Genomic DNA, 21,256 nt, shown 5'->3' with positions numbered 1-21,256 from the left:
TTCGTCGGATGCGCGGCGGCGCGCGCCGTGGTTGCATGAGGGCATGCACGAGCCGGTCGAAGGCGGATTCGGCGCCTGGTACCGCCGGCACCGCTGGTGGGCGGACCCGCTGGGGATGGCGCTCCTCGCGGTCGCGATGGCGGCACTCGGATTCCGCGGCATCTGGGGGCCGTTCTCGATCTTGGAAGACCCCATCTCGCCGTGGTGGGGGCTGGCACTCGCGCTTCCGGCCTGCGCGCTCGCCCTCGGCAAGAGGCGCATGCCTGTGACGGTCCTGGTGCTCGTGACAGTCCTGTTCGTGGTCGATCTGCTCACGGTCGGCGGCATCGGCACCCTCGTGGTGCTGCTGGATGTGCTGTGGACGGCGGCGTTCCTCGCCGGCCCGCGGGGTCGTCAGGTGCTGCTCGTGCTGCTGGGCGCCGCGACACTCATCCTCTTCGTCGTCGCCTGGCTCCTCACCGACGTCTCCTTCGCCGTGGCCTTCCTCATCGGCGTGCAGTTCGGTGCGATCTTCGGCACCGACTACTGGTGGGCGGTCGCCGTCTCCCAGGCGCATGAGCTCGCCGAGTTGCATCGTCAGCGCGCGGAGGATGCCACCGCTGTCGCTGAGCGCGACCGCGCCGAGGCCGTGCAGCGGGAGCGCGAGTCGATGGCGAGAGAGCTGCACGACGTGGTCGCCGGCCACGTGATGGCGATGGCGATCCGTGCGGAGGCTGCACTGTCGACCCCGCCCGACCGCTCGAAGGACCGAGAAGCCCTGCAGGCGGTGCGCGATGCGGGGCTCGACGCCCATGGCGCCCTGCGATCGATGATCACGGTGCTCCGCCGCGGCGACGGAACCCTCGCGCCCACACCGCGCTGGGCGGATCTCGGCTCCATCGTGCAGGAGGCGGAGCGCGCGGGGCTCGTCGTGAACCTCTCCGTGGATGAGGTCGGTGACCTCGGTGCGGCTCTCGAGCAGGCCGTCATCCGCATCGTGCGGGAGGCGCTGACCAACTGCATTCGGCATGCGAGCGGCGCCGACGTCGACATCGTGATCCGGCAGGACGATGCCGAGGTGCGGGTGCAGGTGCGCTCGCGCGGCGGCGTGGCCAGTCGTGCAGCCGCACACGGCGACGAGGGCTGGGGGTTGCAGATGCTCCGTGAGCGCGTCGCCGCGCTGGGCGGTGTCTTCACTGCCGGGCCGGTCGCCGGCGGATGGTCGGTCGAGGGCGCGATCCCGACGGTGGTGAGGGCATGACGGCCCCGAACGTGCTGCTCGCCGACGATCACGGCGCGATCCGAGCGGGGCTGCGCATCATGCTCGAGGCGCAGGGCATCACGGTGGTCGGCGAAGCCGCGGATGGCGATGTCGCGGTGCGCAACGCCGCTGCGCTGCGGCCGGACGTGGTTCTCATGGACCTGCGGATGCCGGGGCGGGACGGGATCTCGGCCACCAGGGAGATCGTCGAACGAGGCCTAGGAGATGTACTGGTCCTGACGAGCTTCGACGAGGACGAGCTCGTCTTCGGGGCCATCCGCGCGGGAGCAGTGGGCTTCCTCCTCAAGACGGTCGACGCGCCCACTCTCGCGCAGGCCGTACGGGCTGTCGCCGCGGGTGAGGGCGCACTGGACCCTCGCGTGACCCGGCGTGCGCTCGCCGCAGTGGCCGAGAGCGCCGTGCCACCGGTCGCCGTTTCACGGCAGGCGGCGTTCCCGGATCTGACGGTCAGGGAGCAGGAGGTGCTCGACGGGATCCTGCAGGGGTGGTCGAATGCCCAGCTCGCCACGCGGCTGCGCATCTCGGTGCCCACGGTCAAGACGCATGTCTCGAACGTGCTCACCGAGCTCGGCGCACGCAGCCGCTCGCACGCGGCAGCGCTCGTGCGCGGTCGCGAGGACTGAGTCTCAGTCCTGTGCGGCGGTCGTGACCGGAGTCTTCTCGTCTTCGCGCAGCGGACGGGCAGCACCCGAGAAGAGCCCGGACATCACGACGAGCGCGACCAGGATGAACAGCGTGTTCAGCAGCCCGATGTGCTCGCTGATGACACCGAGCACCGGAGGTCCGCCGAGGAAGGCGACGTAGCCGATTGTGGCCGCTGCGCTCACCCGTGCTGCCGCCTTGGCCGGGTCGTCTGCCGCAGCCGACATGCCGAGCGGGAATCCGAGGGATGCGCCGACGCCCCAGAGTGCCGCACCGACGAGCACGAGTGGGAACGTGGGGGCGAGGATGAAGAGCAGAATGCCTGAGGCCGCCGCCACGGCGAGGATGCGCAGCACCAGCACGCGGCCGAATCGATCGACGAGCGGCCCGCCGAAGAGGCGAACCACGGTCATCCCGACCGAGAAGACGGCGAGGGAGATGGCGCCCGTGCCCTCGGCGAAGCCATGACCCTGCTCGGTGCCGAGGGCGATCCAGTCGTTGGCGCCGCCTTCTGCGAACGACATGCCGAGCATGACCACGCCGATCAGGTAGGTGCGCGGCTCGCGCCACGCCTCGAGGGCGGTGTGCATGCGTGCGCGGAACGAGGGCTTCTCGTGCGGCTCCGGATCGAGGGCAGCCTCGCGCACGGGCACCTGGAAGAAGCATACGACCGCGATCACGGCGATCAGGGCTCCCATGATCGAGGCGTGGGTGGCGACGTTGATCGCGAGCTGGGCCGCGAGGGCGCCGATCCCCGCACCGATCACCGTGCCGAAGCTGAAGAAGGCGTGGAAGACCGGCAGGATCGTCTTGCCCATCTGCTGCTCGATCGCGGTCGCCTCGACGTTCATCATCACGTCGACCGATCCGTTGCCGAAGCCGAACAGCACCATGCCGAAGATGACCACCGGCACGGAGCCGAAGACGTTCGCGCCCAGGCCGACGAGGACGATGCCGGTCGCGAACGTCAACATCGTGAGGAGCATGCCCCGGCGCGCACCGATGCGCGCCATCACCACGGGACCCGTCGAGATGCCGATGATCGATGAGATGCCCATGCCGAGCAGGATGAGCCCGACCTGTGCATTGTCCAGGCCCAGTGCCTCCTTGATGCCGGGCACCCGCGACGCCCACGTCGCGATCGACAGGCCGCTCGCGAGGAAGATGGCGAAGATCGCCGCGCGCCAGCGCACGAACTGCGAACGGGTGAGGGCTGTTTCCATGCCGGACAGCCTATCGAATCGATTCGACCCAAGGGAAGCGAGGGGAGCTATCCTCGAAGTATGAGCAGTCAGGAGACGCCGCGTCGGCCCACGATCGCCGACGTCGCACGCGAGGCGGGCGTGGCCACGTCCACCGCCTCGGTCGTCTTCAGCGGCAAGGCGAACGTGGCAGCAGCCACACGGGAGCGCGTGCTCGCTGCCGCGGCCGAACTCGGCTACGCCGGACCGGACCCGCGCGCGGCATCCCTGCGCCGAGGGCGCAGCGGCATCGTCGCGGTGGTTCTCGAGGGGCACCTGCGCGCGGCCTTCCTCGATCCGGTCACCACGGCCATGATGGACGGGCTCACTGACGGACTCGCAGATCTCAGCGCCGGCATCCTCCTCATGCGCGATGAACCGGGGGAGGAGGGCGCGGCGATCACCCACGCCCCCGTCGACGCGTTCGTGCTGATCGGTTGCTCCGGACGCACCAGAGCCTCACTCGAGGTGGTCGTCGGCCGTGGCCTTCCGGTCGTCGTGATCGAAGGAGATGCCGGTGAGGAGATCCCGCGCATCACACTGGACAACGTCGCCGCCTCCGCCGACGTCGCCCGTCACGTCCGCGACCTCGGTCACCACGACGTCGCACTCGTCACGCTCCCGCTCGACAGCGACCGGGAACGTGCGCCGGTCACGCCGGAACGGATCGCGAACGCGACCGTCGACGTCACGGTCCATCGTCTCGAGGGCATGCGGCAGGTGTTCCCGGACGCCCCGGCCATCTCGGCGTCCGGCAGTCTCATCGACGAAGGAGTCCTGGTGGGGCGGATGCTGCTCGCAGATACCGCAACGCGGCCCACGGCCGTGCTCGCGCAGAGCGATCTGCTCGCGGTCGGAGTGATCCGCGCCGCGGAGGAGCTGGGTCTGCGGGTGCCGGAAGATCTCTCGGTCGCCGGATTCGACGGGATCCCGCTCGACGGCCTCGGCGATCTCGCGCTCACCACGAGTGTGCAGCCGGCCGTCGAGAAGGGGCGCGCAGCGGGGGAGCAGGTCGCCCGCATGCTCGGGGGTGAGCCCGGAGTGACGCAGCACCTCACCTGTGTGTTCCGCGCCGGCACGACGACCGGACCCGCGCCGCGCTGACGGGCGCATCGCGACGGTCAGCTCCGCTCGGGGCCGATCGGCAGCGCGGTGTCGCCGAAATCGAGGATGCGGTAGCGGCCGCAGTCGACCACCTCATCGGGGATGGCCGGTTCGGGGAGGGCCCATGGCACCGTCTGCGCGTCTTCCACGAGGAACGACACCTCGCCGACGTCGAAGTCCCGCCGGTTCACCAGCCAGGCGTATCCGTTGAGCTCATGATCGACCTGGACGAGATGGGCGGGATCGTCGAGATGCAGCTTGGGCAGGCGCACGGTCCAGAACTGACCGGCACCGGTGCGGCCTGAGGCATTCACCCAATCGGTGACGCAGACCAGATCGGGATCGGCTTCCTCGCTCGCGGCGGCGAGTCGCGGAACACTCAGCACTCCGCCGACCACGAGCACAGCGGCAGCAGCCGCGGCGAGGAGGGACTCCACGCGGAAGGGCATCCGCCAGGAGCGCGGCAGAGCGACGAGCGCGAGCACGGGCGCGAACGCGAGGGGCTGGAGGTAGCGGGCCGCATGCGTGCCGAGTGCGATCGCGCCGATCAGGACGAGCGCCGGCGTGAGCCAGGCGACGGCCGCGACGAACCGGGTTCCTGCGTCGCCGGCGCGCGCGGTGCGCAAGACCGCGAGCACGATGAGAGCGACGACGATCAGGGCGCCGAGAACTCCGGCCGGAGTCGAGATCCGGTCGGTGAACAAGCCTGCGTAGTACCCCAGCGACTCGTTCCACAGCTCGGGCTGAACGTAGCCGGCGCCGGTGTTGGCGATCCATGCCCGAAGCGGAATGCGTCCGAGGAAGCCGAGTGCGGTGCCGACCAGAAGCACGGCCAGGAGCATCGCCATCCGGACCCTCTGCGGAGATCGGATGGCCATCACGGCGAGGAGGAGCGTGATCGGGACCACCGCCCACACCGCGTAGAGCGGGTTCGACAGGGTCGACACAGCCGCCGTGGCCCCGAGGGCGAGGAGAAGTCCGACACCGCCTGATTCGCGGTCCATCACCCGGCGTACCAGTCCGACCGACAGCACGACGGCGACCACCGTGGCCGAGTAGTACGTCGTCGTCGACTGCAGCGAGGCGAGATCGAGGGCATCGCGCGAGCCCGACAGGTCGGTCATGGCGAGGACGCAGAAGGCAGCGAGCCCCAGGAGCGACCACGTCACCGGTGCCGTGCCCTCGCGCCGGCGGCCCGCGACGACGCGGATCGCTCCGTAGAGGGCGATCATGTTGAGAACGGCATTTATCGCGAGCAGGCCGTTCACGCCGAAGGGTAGAAGGAGAACGAGCAGGGCGAAGGTCGCGGACTCGGGCACGAACAGCACGCTCGACATCGCCCAATCCAACGGCTGGCCCGAGACGACCGACCTCGCGAACATGGCCACGATCAGGGAATCTCCGTCGCGGAACAGCAGCTCTGAGCGGTCGGATGAGGCGACCTGCGCGGTCGTGATCAGAGCGAGCGCGAGGGATCCGATCCACCCGGCCAGCTCCCGCACCCACACCCGCCGCATGCGACCACTCTTGCACGATCGTGCAAACTGCGAACCTCGGGACCTTCTCGCCCCGGTAAACTGAAAGGGACACCCCCCGCCTGAGCCGCAAGGCCGACGACCCCCGAGGGAGCCGCGTATATGCTGATGCTCCTCGCTGTGTTCCTCCTCGGGTCGCTGTTGATGCCCGTTCTGGTGCGCTGGCTCGGGGCTCAGGCATTCGCGATCGCGGCCCTCGTACCGGCAGCCGCTTTCGTGCATGCGCTCGTCATGACGCCGCAGGTCCTCGACGGCCCGGTGCCCTTCGAGTCGGTGGAGTGGATTCCGCAGCTCGGGCTCAACCTGTCCATGAACATGGACGTGCTCGGCTGGGTGCTCACGCTCATCGTCACCGGCGTCGGCGCCCTCGTGCTCCTCTACTGCCGCTGGTACTTCTACGAGGACTCGGCCGGAGTCGGACAGTTCGCCGGCGTGCTGCTGGGCTTCGCCGGTGCGATGTACGGCCTCGTCCTGACCGACGACCTCGTGATGCTCGTCATGTTCTGGGAGGTGACGAGCATCCTCTCGTACCTCCTGATCGGCCACTACCGCCGTCGTGCGGCCAGCCGTCGTGCGGCGCTGCAGGCCCTGCTCGTGACGACTCTCGGCGGCCTCGTCATGTTCGTCGGCGTGGTCCTCCTGGTCGTGGACACCGGCACCTCGAGCATCCGTGAGATCCTCGAGATCGCACCCACCGGACCGCTGGTGGACGCCGCGATCGTGATGCTCCTGATCGGTGCCATCAGCAAGTCGGCCCTCTTCCCCTTCCACTTCTGGCTCCCCGGTGCGATGGCCGCCCCGACTCCGGTCAGTGCGTATCTGCACGCGGCCGCGATGGTGAAGGCGGGTATCTACCTCATCGCCCGCTTCGCGCCGATCTTCGCGTTCAGTGCACCCTGGCGGCCGATCGTCATCACCCTCGGCATCGTGACCATGCTGCTCGGCGGCATCCAAGCCCTCCGCGAGACCGACCTCAAGCGCATCCTCGCCTTCGGCACCGTGAGTCAGCTCGGCTTCTTCGCGATCGTCGTCGGCTACGGCACGCAGGCGACGGCTCTCGCCGGTCTCGCCCTGGTCATCGGGCATGCGCTGTTCAAGTCGGCGCTGTTCCTGATCGTGGGAGTCATCGACCGTCAGCTGTCCACCCGTGACATCAACGAGCTCTCCGGCGTCGGCAGGCAGGCGCCTGTCATGGCGACTGCCGCGTTCATCTCGGTCGCATCCATGGCCGGAATCGCGCCGACCATCGGATTCGTCGCCAAGGAATCAACGCTCACGGCCCTGCTCGATGATGCTCAAGGCGGTTCGGCCTGGGGGCTGGTCGCACTCATCGGAATCGTCCTCGGGTCTATGCTCACTGCGGCATATGGGGTGCGCTTCCTCTGGGGTGCCTTCTGGAAGAAGCGCGACGAACAGGGTCAGCAGCTGCCGGACACCGCATGGCCCGATCCGCCGGTCGGCTTCCTCTCCGCGCCGATCATCCTCGCCGGGGTGACGCTCGCCGCGGGCATCGGAGCTCCAGCGCTCGACACGGCTCTGCAGGGATACGCGCTCACCGCGACGCCAGGACTCGACCACGCGGGTGAAGCCGTCGAAGGCCCGGGCCACCTTGCGCTCTGGCACGGCTTCGAACCCGCACTGGGCATCTCGATCCTGTCGATCCTGCTGGGCATCGGGCTCTTCCTGCTCACCCGCAGGACCGGGTGGGACCGCAAGGCCCGGCTCCTGCGATTCACCGCTGCCGACGTGTACTACTTCGTCATGCGCGGCGTCGACCGTCTCTCGGTGCTCAGCACCACACTCACGCAGCGAGGCTCTCTCCCGGTCTACGTCGGCACCATCTTCGTGGTCTTCGTGGCGGCCGAGGTCACGGCCCTGATCGGGAGCGACATCGATCGCTACAACCTGTCCCTGTGGCACACCCCTGCCCAGATCGTCGTCGCACCGATCATGGCTGTCGCCGGAATCTTCGCCGTCCGCGCGCAGAAGCGCTATACAGGTGTCGTGCTGGTCTCGGTCACCGGGCTCGGGATGGTCGTGCTATTCGCGACGAGCGGTGCACCCGACCTCGCCCTGACGCAGATCCTGGTCGAGACGGTCACGATGGTCACGTTCGCGCTCGTGCTGCGGCGGCTACCCGCCCGGATGGGCGAGCACAACGCCTCGGTCGGCCGCATTCCGCGCGCGCTGCTCGCGATCGGCGTGGGAGTCACGATGGCTTTCGTCGCCGTCGTCGCCACCCAGTCCCGCGTCGCCGATCCGATCTCCGAGGCGTTCCCGAAGCTCGCCTACGAGATCGGCCACGGCAAGAACGTCGTCAACGTGGCGCTGGTCGATCTTCGCGGCTGGGACACGATGGGCGAACTCTCGGTGCTCGTGCTCGCGGCGACCGGTGTGGCCTCCCTCGTGTTCGTCACGCATCGCGCAGACCTGCTCGCGGCCACGAAGAACCTTCCGCGTGCCACCCGCCGGGCTGCCCGCAGTCGCCCACTCGTCGAGACCACCGAGGGCATCCGGTTCCAGACCTCCGAGAACGAGAGCAGCCCGCGTGCCTGGCTCGTCGGCGGACAGAAGATGAAACCGGAGAACAGGTCGATCCTGCTCGAGGTGATCGTCCGCGTCCTGTTCCACACGATCATCGTCGTCTCGATCTTCCTGCTGTTCGCCGGCCACAACCTCCCAGGCGGAGGCTTCGCCGGTGGACTCGTCGCCGGAATGGCGCTGGTGATGCGTTACATCGCCGGCGGTCGCTGGGAACTGGGTGCGGCAGCACCGACCGACGCGGGTCGACTGCTCGGCACCGGGCTCATCCTCGCCGTCGGCACCGCGGTCGTCCCCCTGTTCTTCGGGCTCGCACCGCTGACCAGCACGTTCTGGGAGTGGGAGATCCCCGGCATCGGACACATGGAGTTCGTCACCTCCACCATCTTCGACGTGGGCGTGTACCTCGTCGTGATCGGGCTCGTCCTCGACGTGCTGCGGAGCCTCGGCGCCGAGGTCGACCGCCAGGCCGCGCTGCGTACGACGCCGGGACCTGAGGGCTTCCTCTCCCGGGGCGGGAGGGACGGCTGATGGACGTCTCCCTCACCCTCATCGTCATCATGGCGATCCTCTTCGCGTGCGGTGTGTACGCGATGCTCGAGCGCAGCCTCACCCGCGTGCTGATCGGCTTCCTGCTGCTCGGCAACGCGACCAACCTGCTGCTGCTGATCGTGATGGGTGTTCCGGGCAACGCTCCCTTCTTCGGCACGGAGGGTGAGATGAGCGACCCGCTCCCGCAGGCGCTCACGCTCACCGCCATCGTGATCACGTTCGCCGTCTCGGCGTTCCTCCTCGCGTTGATCTACCGCTCCTGGCAGCTCGGCCAGGCCGACACCGTCGAGGACGACGAAGCCGACATCGCGCTCCGCGAGCGCACCGACGCCGACGAAGACCTCATGGACGACGAGTCCGAGACGGACGACGACGACGCCACGACCGACTTCGTCGGGGTGCAGACGGCTCCGATCACCGTGCTCCACATGCGCGATCACCCCTCCATCCACGACGATGCGCCATTCGACGCACCGACCGGTTGGGGGAGCGAACACTCCGAGTCCTCAGACGAGGGCCGTGAACCGAGCCCAGACGAATCCCACGACCGCGATCAGAACGAGGAGGACAGGCCATGACCGCCCTCGTCCCGCTCCTCGTCGGACTCCCCCTTCTCGGGGCCGCGATCACCCTCGTCTTCGGCCGCAACGCGCGCCTCCAGGTCGTCGTCACCGTGGCCACGCTCGCCGCCGTCTCGGTGATCGCCGCCGTGCTCCTGGTCGTGGTCGACTCCGGCGCACCGCTCGCCGTCTCGGTCGGCGGCTGGCCGGTGCCTTTCGGCATCGTGCTCTACGTCGACAGGCTCGCAGCCCTCCTGGTGCTCATCTCCAGCATCGTGCTGCTCGCCGTCCTGCTCTTCTCGATCGGCCAGGGCGCAGCCGACGGCACCGACGAGACACCCATCTCGATCTTCAACCCCTCGTATCTGATCCTCGCGGCGGGCATCTTCAACGCCTTCATCGCCGGCGATCTCTTCAACCTGTACGTCGGATTCGAGATCCTGCTCGTCGCCTCGTACGTGCTCATCACGCTCGGCAGCACCGAGTCCCGCATCCGCACAGGCGCGGTCTACATCGTCGTCTCGCTGGTCTCGTCGATCCTGTTCCTCGCCTCGATCGCGATGATCTACGGCGCGCTCGGCACGGTCAACATGGCTCAGATCGCCGAGCGGATGTCGGAGCTCCCGCAGGAGACGCAGCTGGTTCTGCACCTGATGCTCGTGGTGGCCTTCGGCATCAAGGCGGCCATCTTCCCGGTGTCTTTCTGGCTGCCTGACTCGTACCCCACCGCGCCGGCTCCGGTCACGGCCGTGTTCGCCGGCTTGCTGACGAAGGTCGGCGTCTACGCGCTGATCCGCACCGAGACGCAGCTCTTCGCCTCGAACAGCATCGACACCCTGCTGCTGATCATCGCGCTCGCGACCATGATCGTCGGGGTGCTCGGCGCAGTCGCGCAGGCCGAGCTCAAACGAATCCTCTCGTTCACGCTGGTGAGCCACGTCGGCTACATGATCTTCGGCCTCGCGATAGCGACGCCGGCGGCGATCGGCGCGACGGTGTACTACATCGTGCACCACATCGTCGTGCAGACGACACTGTTCCTCGCGGTCGGGCTCGTGGAACGTCGAGCGGGAAGCACGTCGATCCTGCGCGTCAAGGGACTGCTGAAGGTCGCGCCCGTCATCGCGATCCTCTACTTCGTGCCGGCGATCAACCTCGGCGGTCTGCCGCCCTTCTCAGGCTTCATCGGCAAGTTCGCCCTCTTCGAGGCGGCGGCGTCCGTCGGCACACCGCTCATGATCGTGCTGATCTTCGGCGGCATCGTGACCTCGTTGCTGACTCTCTACGCCCTGATGCGCGCCTGGAACCTCGCCTTCTGGCGCGAGGAAGAGGACTCCACCGAGACCGAGGGTCGCATCTCGTACCTCGGCAACGCACCGGCGGCCGACGAGCAGCAGGAGCGCCGTCGCATCCCGAAGATCATGACCGTCGCGACCGGCGGAATGGTCGCTGTCACCCTCGCCCTGACGATCTTCGCCGGCCCCCTCTATGCCCTCTGCGATCGCATCGGCGCCGCACTGCTGCAGCCCGTGAGCCTCGTGCAGCTGGAAGAGGAGGTGGGCTGATGGGCCGAGACCTCAAACGCCACCTCTGGCGCGACATCCGGGTGCAGCTGCCGTTCCTGGCCTGGCTCGTCGTGCTCTGGATGCTGCTGTGGGCGCAGTTCACCGTGTTGTCCTTCCTCACCGGTCTCGTCGTCGCGATCTTCGTCACCCGCGTCTTCCGCCTGCCGACCGTTGCGCTCTCGGGCAGGATCAACCTCTGGTACGCCGCGCTCTTCGTGGTGCAGTTCCTGTTCGCTGTGCTCAGCGGAGCGCTCTCCGTCACGGTGCAGGTGTTCGACTTCCGTCGTCAGCCGGGCACGGCGATCATCGCGGTGCCGCTGCGCTATGCCGATGACCTGGTGATGACGCACGTCGCGGTCGTCTCGTCGCTGATCCCCGGATCACTGGTCGTGGAGACAGATCGCGACCGGCGCATCCTGTACCTGCACGTGATCGGGGTTCGAAACATCGCCGACGTCGAGGAGCAGCGCGCCGGGGTGCTCCGCTGGGAGCGTCGGGTCGTGCGCGCACTCGGCGACCCCGCTCAGTATCGGGCCCTCAAAGCCGACGAGCGGGCCGGCCTCGGCGCGACGAAGGGCGGTGCCCGATGAACATCCTGCTCCTGCTGATCATGGTGGTGTTCGGCATCGCCGCGATCCTCACCCTGATCCGCATCGTGCGCGGGCCGTCGATCCTCGACCGCGCCGTCGCCTCCGATGTGCTCCTCACCGAGGTGATGTGCGTGCTCGGGGCCGAGATGGCGATCAACGGTCACACTCGGAACATCCCGGTGCTCCTGATCATCGCGGCGATCGGGGTGTTCGGGTCGATCTCCGTCGCCCGGTTCGTCGCGAGAAGGGACAACACGACACCATGAACGTGTTCGGTCTCATGATCCCGGATGCCGTCGTCGACGTGGCGGTCCTGATCCTCATCCTGCTCGGGGCGCTGCTGTGCCTCTCAGCCGCGGTCGGGCTGCTGCACTTCCGCGATGTGCCCTCCCGACTGCACGCGGCGACCAAGCCGCAGGTGCTCGGGCTGCTGCTCATCTGCATCGCGATAGCGCTGTCGCAGCGTTCGATCGGCGGTTTCCTGTTCGGCCTCGTGCTGGTCGCCCCCATCGTGCTGATGCAGTTCGCGACCGCGCCGCTCTCGGCGCACATGGTCGGGCGGCAGGCCTATCGCAACGGCACCATCGAGCAGCGCGGACTGGTCGTCGACGAACTGGCCGAATCGAAGCAGACTCCGCCCGCCGCCGGCTGAGTCCGAGCGCTACCGGGCTGCCCGGGTCGCTGTGGTTCACAACTCAGGACGAGCTACGGCAGAGCGCGGGAAGACAGCGGAGTTTCCGCTCAGACCGGGCGTCGCTCCTGAGACGTGACCGTGAGCGGCCAGGAAGGGGTCACCCCGAGGTGAGGGCGTGTCGCGCCGCCTCCACAATTTCGATACGCGTGCAGTTCATCCACATCCTGCTCGACCAGCCCATTCGCGGCGGCGATTTCGGCACGCTCTCTCTGTGCATGACCCGACTCCGAAGCAACTCTCTCTCTCGCCTTCTTCGCTCCGATGGTCCTCGCGCGCGACGACCTCCTGCGCGTAGGCATGACGACCCGACAGATCACCTCCGCTGTGCGTGCCGGCCTACTCATCCGGCTGCGACGGGACAGGTATGCGCATCCCGACGTGGATGCGAAGGTCGCCGATGCGGCCCGCATCGGGGGCCGCATCACGTGTCTCTCGCTGTTGCAGCTGCTCGGAATCTTCGTATTGAAAGCCTCCACGGTGCACGTGCAGGTCTCGCCCCACGGCTCCCGATTGGGCCGTCCGAAGACGAGCGAGCCACACCTTCACTGGTCGAAGGAGCCCGGATGTAGGCACCTGCATGCCACCTCCCTTCGCACGGCGATCAGACACTCCGTGCGCTGTCAGCCACCGCGAGCCGCAGTCGCGACGCTCGACAGCTTGGTGCACCACGCACTCATCACCCTGGCCCAGTTGGACGAGCTGTTCCGCGACCTGCCCCCTCGGTTCCAGACACTGGTCCGGCTGGTCGACGCCTCGGCCGAATCCGGGCCTGAGACCTTCGTGCGCCTGATGCTCCGTTCCCTCGGAGTCTCGTTCGAGACCCAGGTCTTCATCGAGGGCGTGGGTCGCGTGGATTTCGTCGTGGACGGCTGGCTCATCATCGAGTGCGACAGCAAGGAGTTCCATGAGGGGTGGACGAAGCAGAAGCAGGATCGAGGTCGCGATCTGGCGGCTGCACGACTCGGCTACGTGACGGTCCGCCCGCTGGCTGCCGACATCCTGCACCGATCCCCCGAGACTCAGCAGGCATTGCGAGAGGTCATCGCAGTGATGGGGCCGAGGTTTGCGCCCGACGTTCGTTCACATCTCAGGAGAAACCGCTCGAGAGATGTCGGAAATGCCGGGACCGGGGCCGGATCGGCCTTCCGTCCTGAGTCGTGAACCCCGGATGTTCCGCCGCTCAGAGGCGGGCGGCGAACTCGTGGATGAGGCGGGCCGCGGGCTCGGAGTCGCTGATCAACGTGCCGTGACCGTGGTCGGGGATGACTTCCAGCTCTGCGCCGGGGATCGCGTCGAGGATCTCGCGGCACCAGCTCATCGGGGCGAGCGGGTCGCTCTCTCCACGCAGCACGAGCACGGGGCACTGGATGCGGACGAAGGCGTCTTCGGGCTCGTGCACGATGGTGGCGCGCATCTTGCGGAAGAGGTGGGGACCGCCGCGGAGGTACTCCCTGGCTCCGCGCCAGATGACCAGCGGCCGCTCGCCGACGAGGTCGGTCAGCAGGTACCGCGCCTGTGCGCCGATGTTGCGGGCCGCCTTGTTCACGGTGGGTCCGGCCAGCACGACGCCCTCGACGAGGGATGGATGCCGCGCGGCGAGCTCTGCGGCGATCTGGCTGCCCATCGAGTGCCCGATCACGACGACCGGACCCGAGTCGACGTGCTGCAGGTAGGCCGCGACGAGATCGGCATGCCGTTCCATGGTGAGGGTGCGCGTGGGCTCAGGGGCCTCGCCGAAGCCGGGCAGGTCGACCGCGATGACCCGTCCCTCGAGTCGCTGCACGATGTCGAGGTAGACGCTGCGGCCCATGCCGATGCCGTGCAACAGAAGGTACGTGTGCGGACCTTCGCCGAATGTCTCGGCGATGAGCGTCGCGCCGCCGTGCTCGAACTCGAGGAGCGTGGCGGGCGTGCCCTTGGGGGCGAGGTAGCTGGATGGCACCCCTCAAACGTATCCGAGCATCCTGGGGCGTCGCTCGGGGTGATCGGGCACGACGCGTCGCTCAGCCGGCCGGCGTCAGCACCAGGGTGTCGACGGCTGCGGCTTTCACGGCCTCTGCCGAGTACGCCCACGGCTTCTGGATGCCGGCAGCCCAGTCGGCGGTCTGGTCGGTGTAGTGCTCGTCGTAGGCGTGCCCCGAGGCCCCGGTGAGGTGGTTCCACGTCGAGGCGTCGAAGTCGGACAGGTCGACCACCATGCGCATCGACGGCACTGTGGTGGTGGCGTACGAGACCCCGAGCTCCCACCCGGTCGCGTTCACCACGGACGCTCCTCCGCTCACGGGGAACGGCCCACGGTTGAAGAGTGCTTCGACCGGAGCGATGCCCGAGGTGCCGAGCGTGTCGCTGGTGAGGGTGATCGCGTGCAGTTCTCCCCAGTTCCAGCGTGCGACGGTGGTGCCCTGGAGGGCAGCGAGTTCGTCGTAGGCCTCTTCCGCCGACAGCGCCAGCATCTGCTCCATCCCGTCGACGTCGATCTGCTCGTTCACCCAGAGCGGGTCGGACGGATCCTCGAGCAGGTCGGCGACGACCGTGAAGAGCCGACCCTGACCGTCGATGGGCAGAGGTTGCTCGCGCTCGGCGAAGATGTTCTGCACCAGGTTCGACCACAGCACGTTCGCGTAGGCAGCGGCCGATGACGATGCCGCGTTCTGGGCGTCCCACGATCGCAGCAGCTCCACGGCTTCGTTCGGGCCGGCGCCGGATACCTCGACGTCATCCATGGCCGCGGCCAGCTGGGTGCCGATCCACATCTCGTTGTCCATCTGGATCTCGCGCATGTCGTCGGCGGTCAATGGGGCCACGGCCGCCCGCCGCTCGATCAGGTGGGCGATCCGCGCCGCGCGGTAGCCGTAGTCCCAGTCGCGGGAGAGGAAGTAGGCGTAGTCGTCGGTGACGATCGCGTTGTTGGCGGTGACGATGTATCCCGAGTTCGGGTTGTACGACACGGGTAGCTCTTCGAACGGGATGTAGCCGGTCCAGTCGTAGCTGCTGTCCCAACCCGGCTGCGGCATCCACCCGTCGCCGGCGCCGCGGATCGGGAGGCGTCCTGGCGTCTGGTAGCCGATGTTGCCCTCGGTGTCGGCGTAGATCAGGTTCTGCGCCGGTACGTCGAAGAGGGATGCGGCGTAGCGGAAGTCGTCGAAGTTCTGCGCGGTCGAGAGCGCGAAGATGGCGGTCGCCGCGGTACCGGGGTCGAGGGCCGTCCATCGCAGGCTGACGGCGTACTCGGTGTCTTCCTCCGAGCCGGGAGCCGGTGTGGTCGGGGCGGCGGAATCGGCCTCGAGCGCGGGCTCCGGATCATCGGCGATCGCCGTGAAGTCGTCGGTGAGTCCGGAGATGATGGGTCCGTGCACGGTCGAGCGGATGGTCAGCTCGATGTCGTCACCACCGGCGACCTTGATCGTCTCGGCGCTCTCCTCCAGCGGCACCAGCGCGCCGTCGCGCCAGTACTGGTCTCCCTCGACCCGCTCGACGTAGAGGTCGGTGACATCGGTGGTGAGGTTGGTGAAGCCCCAGGCGACCTTCTGGTTGTGTCCGATCACGACGCCGGGGAGGCCGGAGAACGAGAAGCCGGCCACGTCGAACGGGCACTCCTCGTTCACGGTCGAGCACTTCAACTGCACCTGGTACCAGACCGAGGGGAGCGATGCGCCGAGGTGCGGATCGTTCGCGAGCAACGGCATCCCGGTCTCGGTGAGGTCTCCGGAGACGACCCACGAGTTCGACCCGATGCCCTCGCCGACGTTGCCGACCAGCACGCTCGCGGCCTCGATGACGCTCGACGTCTCCTCCCACTCGATCGTGGTGCTCGCCTGCTGGACCTCGTCGTCGGTCTTCGACGACGAGAAGGATGCCGGCTCGGCATCGGAGCCGAGGGCCGGCACCGTCGAGATCTTGGGGACGATCACCGGATTCTCGTCGAACGGGTAGTCGGGGTAGAGCTTTTGGAGCAAGGCATCCGTATCCGCGGCAGCGGTGCCGTCGCCGTCCGCGCCGTCGCTCAGCTCGGCGGCGAGCAGGGAGCGCTCGGTCTCGTCTTCGATGTTGCCGCGGAGGTCCCAGGCCATCGCCTTGAGCCAGGCGACGGAATCCGCGGGCTCCCACGGTTCAGGGGCGTAGTCGGGGTTCTGCAGGCCGATGACCGCGTACTCGAGGGAAAGCTCTGCGCCCGAGCGTGAAGCCAGGTAGGCGTTGACCCCATCGGCATAGGCCTCGTAGTAGCTGAGCGTCGTGTCATCCATCGCCTCGACCTCGGCTTCGGCGACCTTGCGCCAGCCGAGTGTGCGCAGGAACGCGTCGGTCCCCGCCTGCGACTCCCCGAACATCTCGGCGACGCGGCCGGCGGTGACGTGGCGGCGGAAGTCCATCTCGAAGAACCGGTCCTGCGCGTGCACGAATCCCTCGGCGTAGAACAGGTCGTCGGTCGAGTCGGCGGTGATCGTCGGGATGCCGCGGTCATCGCGCTGCACCGTGACCTCGGCCGCGAGTCCGTCGAGCTCGATGGATCCCTCGGTCTGCGGGAAGGAGCGCTGGATCGTCCAGGTGACGAAGAAGGCCGCAGCCACCGCGATCACGATGATCCCGGCCACGACGAGGAACGCGATGCGTCCGATGCGAACGCCCAGTGAGGGGCGAGAAGGTACGGCGGACTCCTGCGAATCGGTCATCATCGTCGAGAACACTTTCGGGTAGACAGGTGGAACTCAGTCCCACCGAGCCCCAGTGCGCGTTCCAGGGTCGCGCCTTCGCATCATATCCGTCCGGGCGCTCGCCGCGAGGTGTTCCGCGACGAGCGCCCGACCGATCACCCGATCAGGCTCGGCTGCAGATCGCGCAGGGTGCGTCGATGTGTCATCCGCGTCACCCCGATCATCGCGAGCAGCAGGGCCCCCACGAGCCAGGCTCCGAGGACCGCCAGATCCCAGCCGGCCCGCGCGTAATCGCCGCCGTACATCAGCTGGCGCATCGCATCGACGACGTATCCCAGAGGGAGGACGTGATGAAGTGCTGCGAGCGGAGCGGGCAGAGTCTGCCAGGGGAAGGTACCGCCGGCGGTGACCAGCTGCAGCACCATGAGCACCAGCCCGAGGAACTGCCCGACCGAGCCGAGCCAGACATTGAGCGCGAGGATGATCGCCGCGAACGTCGCCGATGCGAACACCATGACGCCGAGCGTGCCGAGCGGATGGTCGAACGTGAAGCCGAGAGTGATGGCCAGGATGCCCATGAGCCCGAGCATCTGCACAGCGCCCAGCATGGCCGGGGTCAGCCAGCCGGCGAGTGTGATGCGGACGGGGGAGTGCAGTGCCGTGATGGCGCGCCGGGAGATCGGCTTCACGATCAGGAACAGCGCGTAGATGCCGATCCACGCCGACAGGGCGGCGAAGAACGGCGCGAGGCCTGCGCCGTAGTCTTCGGCGGAGGCGACCTTGTCGCTCGACACCTTCACCGGGTCTGCGATCGTGTCGGCCTGCAGGGAGCGCAGCTCTGGCGTGGATGCCGGGATCGCGTCGACGCCCTGGGACAGCCCGTCGCGCAGCTCGGCCGTGCCGGATGCCAGGGTGGCGAGTCCGTCGCGCAGCTGGGCTGCACCGTCGTTCGCTGCCGATGCGCCCGTCGCGACGGTGCCGGCGCCGCCGGCGAGCTCGGCGGCACCCGAGGCGAGGGTTGCCGCACCGGCCGCGAGCTGGTCGACCTTGCCGACCGCGGCCTGCACCTGCGTGTTTCCCTCCTGAAGCCGTGCACCCAGCGGATCGAGCGTGGCGAGCACCTGATCGATCTCTTCGGGCGTGAGCCCCTGCTCCGTCAGAGCGTTCGTGATGTCGGTGCGCACCTGCGGCAGGGCGTTCGCGGCCTGCTGCACTGCGGACCCCGCCCGGTCGGCGACGTCGGCGAGCTGGCGGTTGCCTGCGCTCACCTGCTGGGCTCCGTTCGCGAGCGTCTGCGCCCCGGCTGCGAGCTGGGCCGTGCCGTCGGCCAGCTGTGCGGTGCCCTCGGCGAGCGTCGAACTGCCGGATGCCGCGGTGCCTGCGCCGTCAGCGAGCTGTGTCGCGCCATCCGTCGCCGTGGTCAGTTTGTCGCGCACGTCGCTCAGTCCGGTGAGCAGTCGCTCCGCGGCCTGACTGCCGACCATCTCGGCCACCGAACTGCGGATCTTCTCCACTGCCTGCGTGCCCATCGACGAGGCGAGATAGTTGTTCGCGTCATTGGTCTCGAGGTCGATGCGCGCCTGGTGCGGGTCGGTGCCTGCCGCCGAGGTGAGGGCGGACGAGAAGTCGGCCGGGATCGTCACGGTGAAGTCGACGGAGCCGTGACGCAGTGCCTCGGAGGCTTCGTCCGCCGACATCAGCTGCCAGTCGAAGGCGTTGCCCTTGATAAGGTTCTCCGCCACGTCTTCGCCGTAGTTCACGGTCTCGCCGGTCGCGGGCTCCGTGCCGGTCGTGGGCGAGGGGGCGCCCTCGTCGTCGACCACGAGGGCGACGGGAACCTCGGGGAACTTCGCGTACGGATCCTGGTTCGCCCAGAGATAGAGGCCCCCGTAGAGGATCGGCACGCAGATCAGCGCTACCAGGGCGATGATGCCCATCCTGCTCGCGGTGAGTCGCCGGAGCTCGGCGGCGATCATGGCGGGAACCTTCATCGCGCGTCTCCGTTCTCGGGGATGTTCTCGGGGGTGTTCTCGGGCTCGGGCTCTGGCTCGGGCTCTGGCTCATCGAGGGGCAGCGGCTGGATCGGACCGGAGGCGTTGATCGCGTCGAACTCGTGCATCCGCTCCAGGGCGATGGCCGCGGAACCGCCGACGATCACGAGCATCGCGTAGCCACGATCGGCGAACTCCGCAGAGATGCGCCACCAGCCGTCCGGACTCCCGCCGTGACGGTCGGGGGAGACGAGGACGATGCCGTCGACTCCGGATCGCAGCACCGCGAGCTCGCACAGGATGCGTACGCGAGCGGCGGGGTCGATGTTGCCGATCGGCACGGAGGCGAGTTCGACGAAACCCAGCTGTGTGAGCCAGCGTCGCGCATGCAGCGGCGTGGCACCGAGGCCTGCGAACATGAGCTCTTCCCCCACGACTCCGGCGAGGGTGATGTCGGGGTGGGGGTCGCTGACGTCAGGGGCATCGACCAGGGCGACACGGCGACGCAGCGACTTCGGATCCGTCGTGCCGTCGATGCTCACCCGGCCGGAGTCCGGGCGCATGCGACCGCTCGCGATCAGGCCGAGCACCGTCGGGCGCTGTTCTGTCTCGGCGAGAGCGAAACGCACCGACCCGGTGTGGAACTCGAGCGACGTCGACGGGAGCGCCTGAGCGTTGCGGCCCTTGCTCACGTCGTGCAGTGAGATCTTCATGCGCTGGCCTCCTGGGAGGGGTCGACGTGGACGGATTCGGAAGGGACTGCGGATGCGCCGAAGTCGGGATGCGCGGCGAGCAGTTCGTCGGCTTCGCGCCACGACAGGCCGGCGATGCTCAGGACGGCTCTCACGGCGAGATCGGCGGCACCCGTGCTGGCGGCATCCGTGCGGGAGATGACCGTGCGGGCCATCTCTTCGATGAGGCGCGCGAGTGTGGGCGCGGCGAGGTCGGTGCGGAAGCTGCCGTCGTCCTGCCCGCGACGCACGAGTGCCGCCACTGTGCGGCGCAGCGGGGCGAGCGCGGTGGCCGTGTGTTCGACGTGCGCCTCGTCGAGGGCGAGCGCTGCGGCAACCTGCACATGTGCCGCCTCGTGCCAGAGGAGCGCGGCGAGACGGGCGAGCGCGAGGCGGGCGTCGTCGTCGTCGTTCGAGGCGGCGATGGCGTTGAACCGCTGGGCTCCGGCGGAGATGAGTTCGCGGATCAGGGCGTCGCGATCGTCGAAGTGTCCGTACAGCGTGCGTCGCGAGAGGCCGGCGCAGCGGGCGATGACATCGATGGATGCGTGCGGGTCTGCAGCCAGCGTCGAGCGGGCGGCGGACAGGATGCCGGCGCGGTTCTCGACGGCGTCGCGACGGGGTGCACGAGTGGTCATGCCCCCATGGTACGTATAGTGCACAGAGTTGTGCAAGATAGTCGGCGGAAATCCTGCCTCCGACACTCCGGGAGGCGGGCACAGCTTTCGGAGGGCGCCGTTGTGTTATGTTACGCGTTGCGCGCTGGCGCGTTATTGGGGGTGGCGCCGGTTCCGGATGCGTGAGCATCCGGTTCGCGAGTGTCGACCGTATCGAGTGGTGGGGGAACCGCTGTGGTCGAAGGAGGGTGTGATTTGGCAGGCTTCGATGTCGAGCTGGAACGCAGAAAGCTGAGTGATGACGTCTATCGCAGGTTGCGAGACGCGATCGTGGATGGCGAACTGCGTCCGGGCGAACGCATTCGCGACTATGAGCTCGCGGACGAATTGGGGACGTCCAAGACGCCGATCAGGCACGCCCTGGCCAGGCTCGCCGAACAGGGGCTCGTCGAGATGCAGCGCAACCGCTTCACGCGGGTGGCCCCGCTCGATCTCGACCGGATCAGAGACGCGATCGCACTCTTCGGAGACATCTGGATAGGTTCGATCCGGCACGCGATGCCCTTGATCGAAGCGGATGACGTCGCCTACCTCGTCGATCTGACGGAGGACATGACGGCCGCGAGCCGCGACCGCGACATCCTGGCCTTCGGGGTGGCGCTGCGAGCGATCGCCACAGGCTTCGCGCGAATCGAAGGCAACCCCATGCGAGTGGACGTGATCGAGCTCCTCGGACCGCAGATCCGTCGCTTCACGCAGCACGCGCATGAGGCGTTCGACTGGGTCGCGAGCGAGAAGTCCACCCGCGAGATCCGAGACGCCATCAGGCAGCTGGACGCCGTTCAGGTGCGCGCAGCCGTCGTCGTCCTCTTCGACGACGTGCTTCCGAGCATCATCGACCGCACCGAGAATCCAGATCTCCGGGACGAAGAGCACGTATAGACGCGCATCGCGCCGAGACCCGGTATCGATCCGGGTTT

The 21,256-nt window shown here is 68.1% G+C and carries 18 protein-coding genes; 11 read left to right on the top strand and 7 right to left on the bottom strand.

Annotated features, from left to right (window positions below):
* The first annotated feature begins 43 nt into the window (after window positions 1–43).
* Both CQ040_RS11140 and CQ040_RS11135 read left to right on the top strand, forming a co-directional pair.
* Window positions 44–1,240: a sensor histidine kinase gene (locus tag CQ040_RS11140; protein WP_105527150.1), complete on the top strand. Its 1,197-nt coding sequence runs from the start codon at window positions 44–46 to the stop codon at window positions 1,238–1,240.
* A complete protein-coding gene (locus CQ040_RS11135) occupies window positions 1,237–1,884 on the top strand; it encodes a response regulator transcription factor (RefSeq protein ID WP_105527149.1) in 648 nt (215 codons plus the stop codon). The genes CQ040_RS11140 and CQ040_RS11135 overlap by 4 nt, the downstream gene beginning before the upstream one ends.
* Before the next feature lie 3 nt (window positions 1,885–1,887).
* Here the strand turns inward: CQ040_RS11135 and CQ040_RS11130 are convergent, their stop codons facing one another.
* A complete protein-coding gene (locus CQ040_RS11130; RefSeq protein ID WP_105527148.1) occupies window positions 1,888–3,126 on the bottom strand; it encodes an MFS transporter in 1,239 nt (412 codons plus the stop codon).
* A 60-nt stretch (window positions 3,127–3,186) separates the two neighbouring features.
* On the opposite strand from CQ040_RS11130, the gene CQ040_RS11125 reads away from it, so the two are divergent.
* Complete coding sequence (locus CQ040_RS11125) at window positions 3,187–4,248, top strand: LacI family DNA-binding transcriptional regulator (RefSeq protein WP_105527147.1); 1,062 nt, start codon at window positions 3,187–3,189, stop codon at window positions 4,246–4,248.
* A 17-nt stretch (window positions 4,249–4,265) separates the two neighbouring features.
* Here the strand turns inward: CQ040_RS11125 and CQ040_RS11120 are convergent, their stop codons facing one another.
* The gene (locus CQ040_RS11120) at window positions 4,266–5,765 is read right to left on the bottom strand and encodes a hypothetical protein (protein ID WP_105527146.1); all 1,500 of its coding nucleotides are present in this window, start codon (window positions 5,763–5,765) and stop codon (window positions 4,266–4,268) included.
* 120 nt (window positions 5,766–5,885) lie between these two features.
* Here CQ040_RS11120 and CQ040_RS11115 point away from each other — a divergent pair, with 120 nt between their 5' ends.
* The 7 genes from CQ040_RS11115 (at window position 5,886) to CQ040_RS11085 (ending at window position 13,446) form a co-directional block, all read left to right on the top strand.
* The gene (locus CQ040_RS11115) at window positions 5,886–8,855 is read left to right on the top strand and encodes a Na+/H+ antiporter subunit A (protein ID WP_105527145.1); all 2,970 of its coding nucleotides are present in this window, start codon (window positions 5,886–5,888) and stop codon (window positions 8,853–8,855) included.
* Window positions 8,855–9,454 carry a Na(+)/H(+) antiporter subunit C gene (locus CQ040_RS11110; RefSeq protein WP_105527144.1) on the top strand — a complete coding sequence of 200 codons (600 nt, stop codon included), beginning with the start codon at window positions 8,855–8,857 and terminating at the stop codon, window positions 9,452–9,454. The genes CQ040_RS11115 and CQ040_RS11110 overlap by 1 nt, the downstream gene beginning before the upstream one ends.
* Window positions 9,451–11,001, top strand: a complete 1,551-nt coding sequence (locus CQ040_RS11105; protein WP_028501265.1) for a Na+/H+ antiporter subunit D — start codon at window positions 9,451–9,453, stop codon at window positions 10,999–11,001. The genes CQ040_RS11110 and CQ040_RS11105 overlap by 4 nt, the downstream gene beginning before the upstream one ends.
* Window positions 11,001–11,591 carry a Na+/H+ antiporter subunit E gene (locus CQ040_RS11100; protein ID WP_105527143.1) on the top strand — a complete coding sequence of 197 codons (591 nt, stop codon included), beginning with the start codon at window positions 11,001–11,003 and terminating at the stop codon, window positions 11,589–11,591. The genes CQ040_RS11105 and CQ040_RS11100 overlap by 1 nt, the downstream gene beginning before the upstream one ends.
* Entirely contained in the window at window positions 11,588–11,857 is a 270-nt protein-coding gene (locus CQ040_RS11095) for a monovalent cation/H+ antiporter complex subunit F (RefSeq protein WP_028501267.1), read from the top strand. Before CQ040_RS11100 ends, CQ040_RS11095 begins: the two co-directional genes overlap by 4 nt.
* Window positions 11,854–12,243, top strand: coding sequence for a monovalent cation/H(+) antiporter subunit G (gene mnhG / locus CQ040_RS11090; protein ID WP_028501268.1), 390 nt, complete (start codon window positions 11,854–11,856; stop codon window positions 12,241–12,243). The genes CQ040_RS11095 and mnhG overlap by 4 nt, the downstream gene beginning before the upstream one ends.
* Window positions 12,244–12,582: 339 nt before the next feature.
* Entirely contained in the window at window positions 12,583–13,446 is an 864-nt protein-coding gene (locus tag CQ040_RS11085; RefSeq protein ID WP_146113894.1) for a hypothetical protein, read from the top strand.
* A 19-nt stretch (window positions 13,447–13,465) separates the two neighbouring features.
* Here the strand turns inward: CQ040_RS11085 and CQ040_RS11080 are convergent, their stop codons facing one another.
* From CQ040_RS11080 to CQ040_RS11060, 5 genes are all read right to left on the bottom strand, one after another.
* Window positions 13,466–14,227 (bottom strand): alpha/beta fold hydrolase, encoded by a 762-nt coding sequence (locus CQ040_RS11080; protein WP_105527141.1) that lies wholly within the window; start codon window positions 14,225–14,227, stop codon window positions 13,466–13,468.
* Window positions 14,228–14,288: 61 nt separating this feature from the next.
* The gene (locus CQ040_RS11075) at window positions 14,289–16,955 is read right to left on the bottom strand and encodes a penicillin acylase family protein (RefSeq protein WP_105527164.1); all 2,667 of its coding nucleotides are present in this window, start codon (window positions 16,953–16,955) and stop codon (window positions 14,289–14,291) included.
* 137 nt (window positions 16,956–17,092) lie between these two features.
* Complete coding sequence (locus CQ040_RS11070) at window positions 17,093–18,928, bottom strand: YhgE/Pip family protein (RefSeq protein ID WP_105527140.1); 1,836 nt, start codon at window positions 18,926–18,928, stop codon at window positions 17,093–17,095.
* A complete protein-coding gene (locus CQ040_RS11065; RefSeq protein ID WP_181156728.1) occupies window positions 18,925–19,641 on the bottom strand; it encodes a hypothetical protein in 717 nt (238 codons plus the stop codon). Before CQ040_RS11065 ends, CQ040_RS11070 begins: the two co-directional genes overlap by 4 nt.
* Window positions 19,638–20,297 (bottom strand): TetR/AcrR family transcriptional regulator, encoded by a 660-nt coding sequence (locus CQ040_RS11060; RefSeq protein WP_105527139.1) that lies wholly within the window; start codon window positions 20,295–20,297, stop codon window positions 19,638–19,640. The genes CQ040_RS11065 and CQ040_RS11060 overlap by 4 nt, the downstream gene beginning before the upstream one ends.
* A gap of 234 nt (window positions 20,298–20,531) precedes the next feature.
* On the opposite strand from CQ040_RS11060, the gene CQ040_RS11055 reads away from it, so the two are divergent.
* The gene (locus CQ040_RS11055) at window positions 20,532–21,218 is read left to right on the top strand and encodes a GntR family transcriptional regulator (protein WP_258131272.1); all 687 of its coding nucleotides are present in this window, start codon (window positions 20,532–20,534) and stop codon (window positions 21,216–21,218) included.
* Window positions 21,219–21,256: the final 38 nt, after the last annotated feature.

The organism is Microbacterium sp. MYb54, assembly GCF_002979515.1.
In the GTDB taxonomy this organism is placed as follows: Bacteria; Actinomycetota; Actinomycetes; order Actinomycetales; family Microbacteriaceae; genus Microbacterium.
The sequence above is the reverse complement of the archived record's forward strand: the minus strand, read 5'-3'. Positions and strand labels throughout refer to the sequence as shown.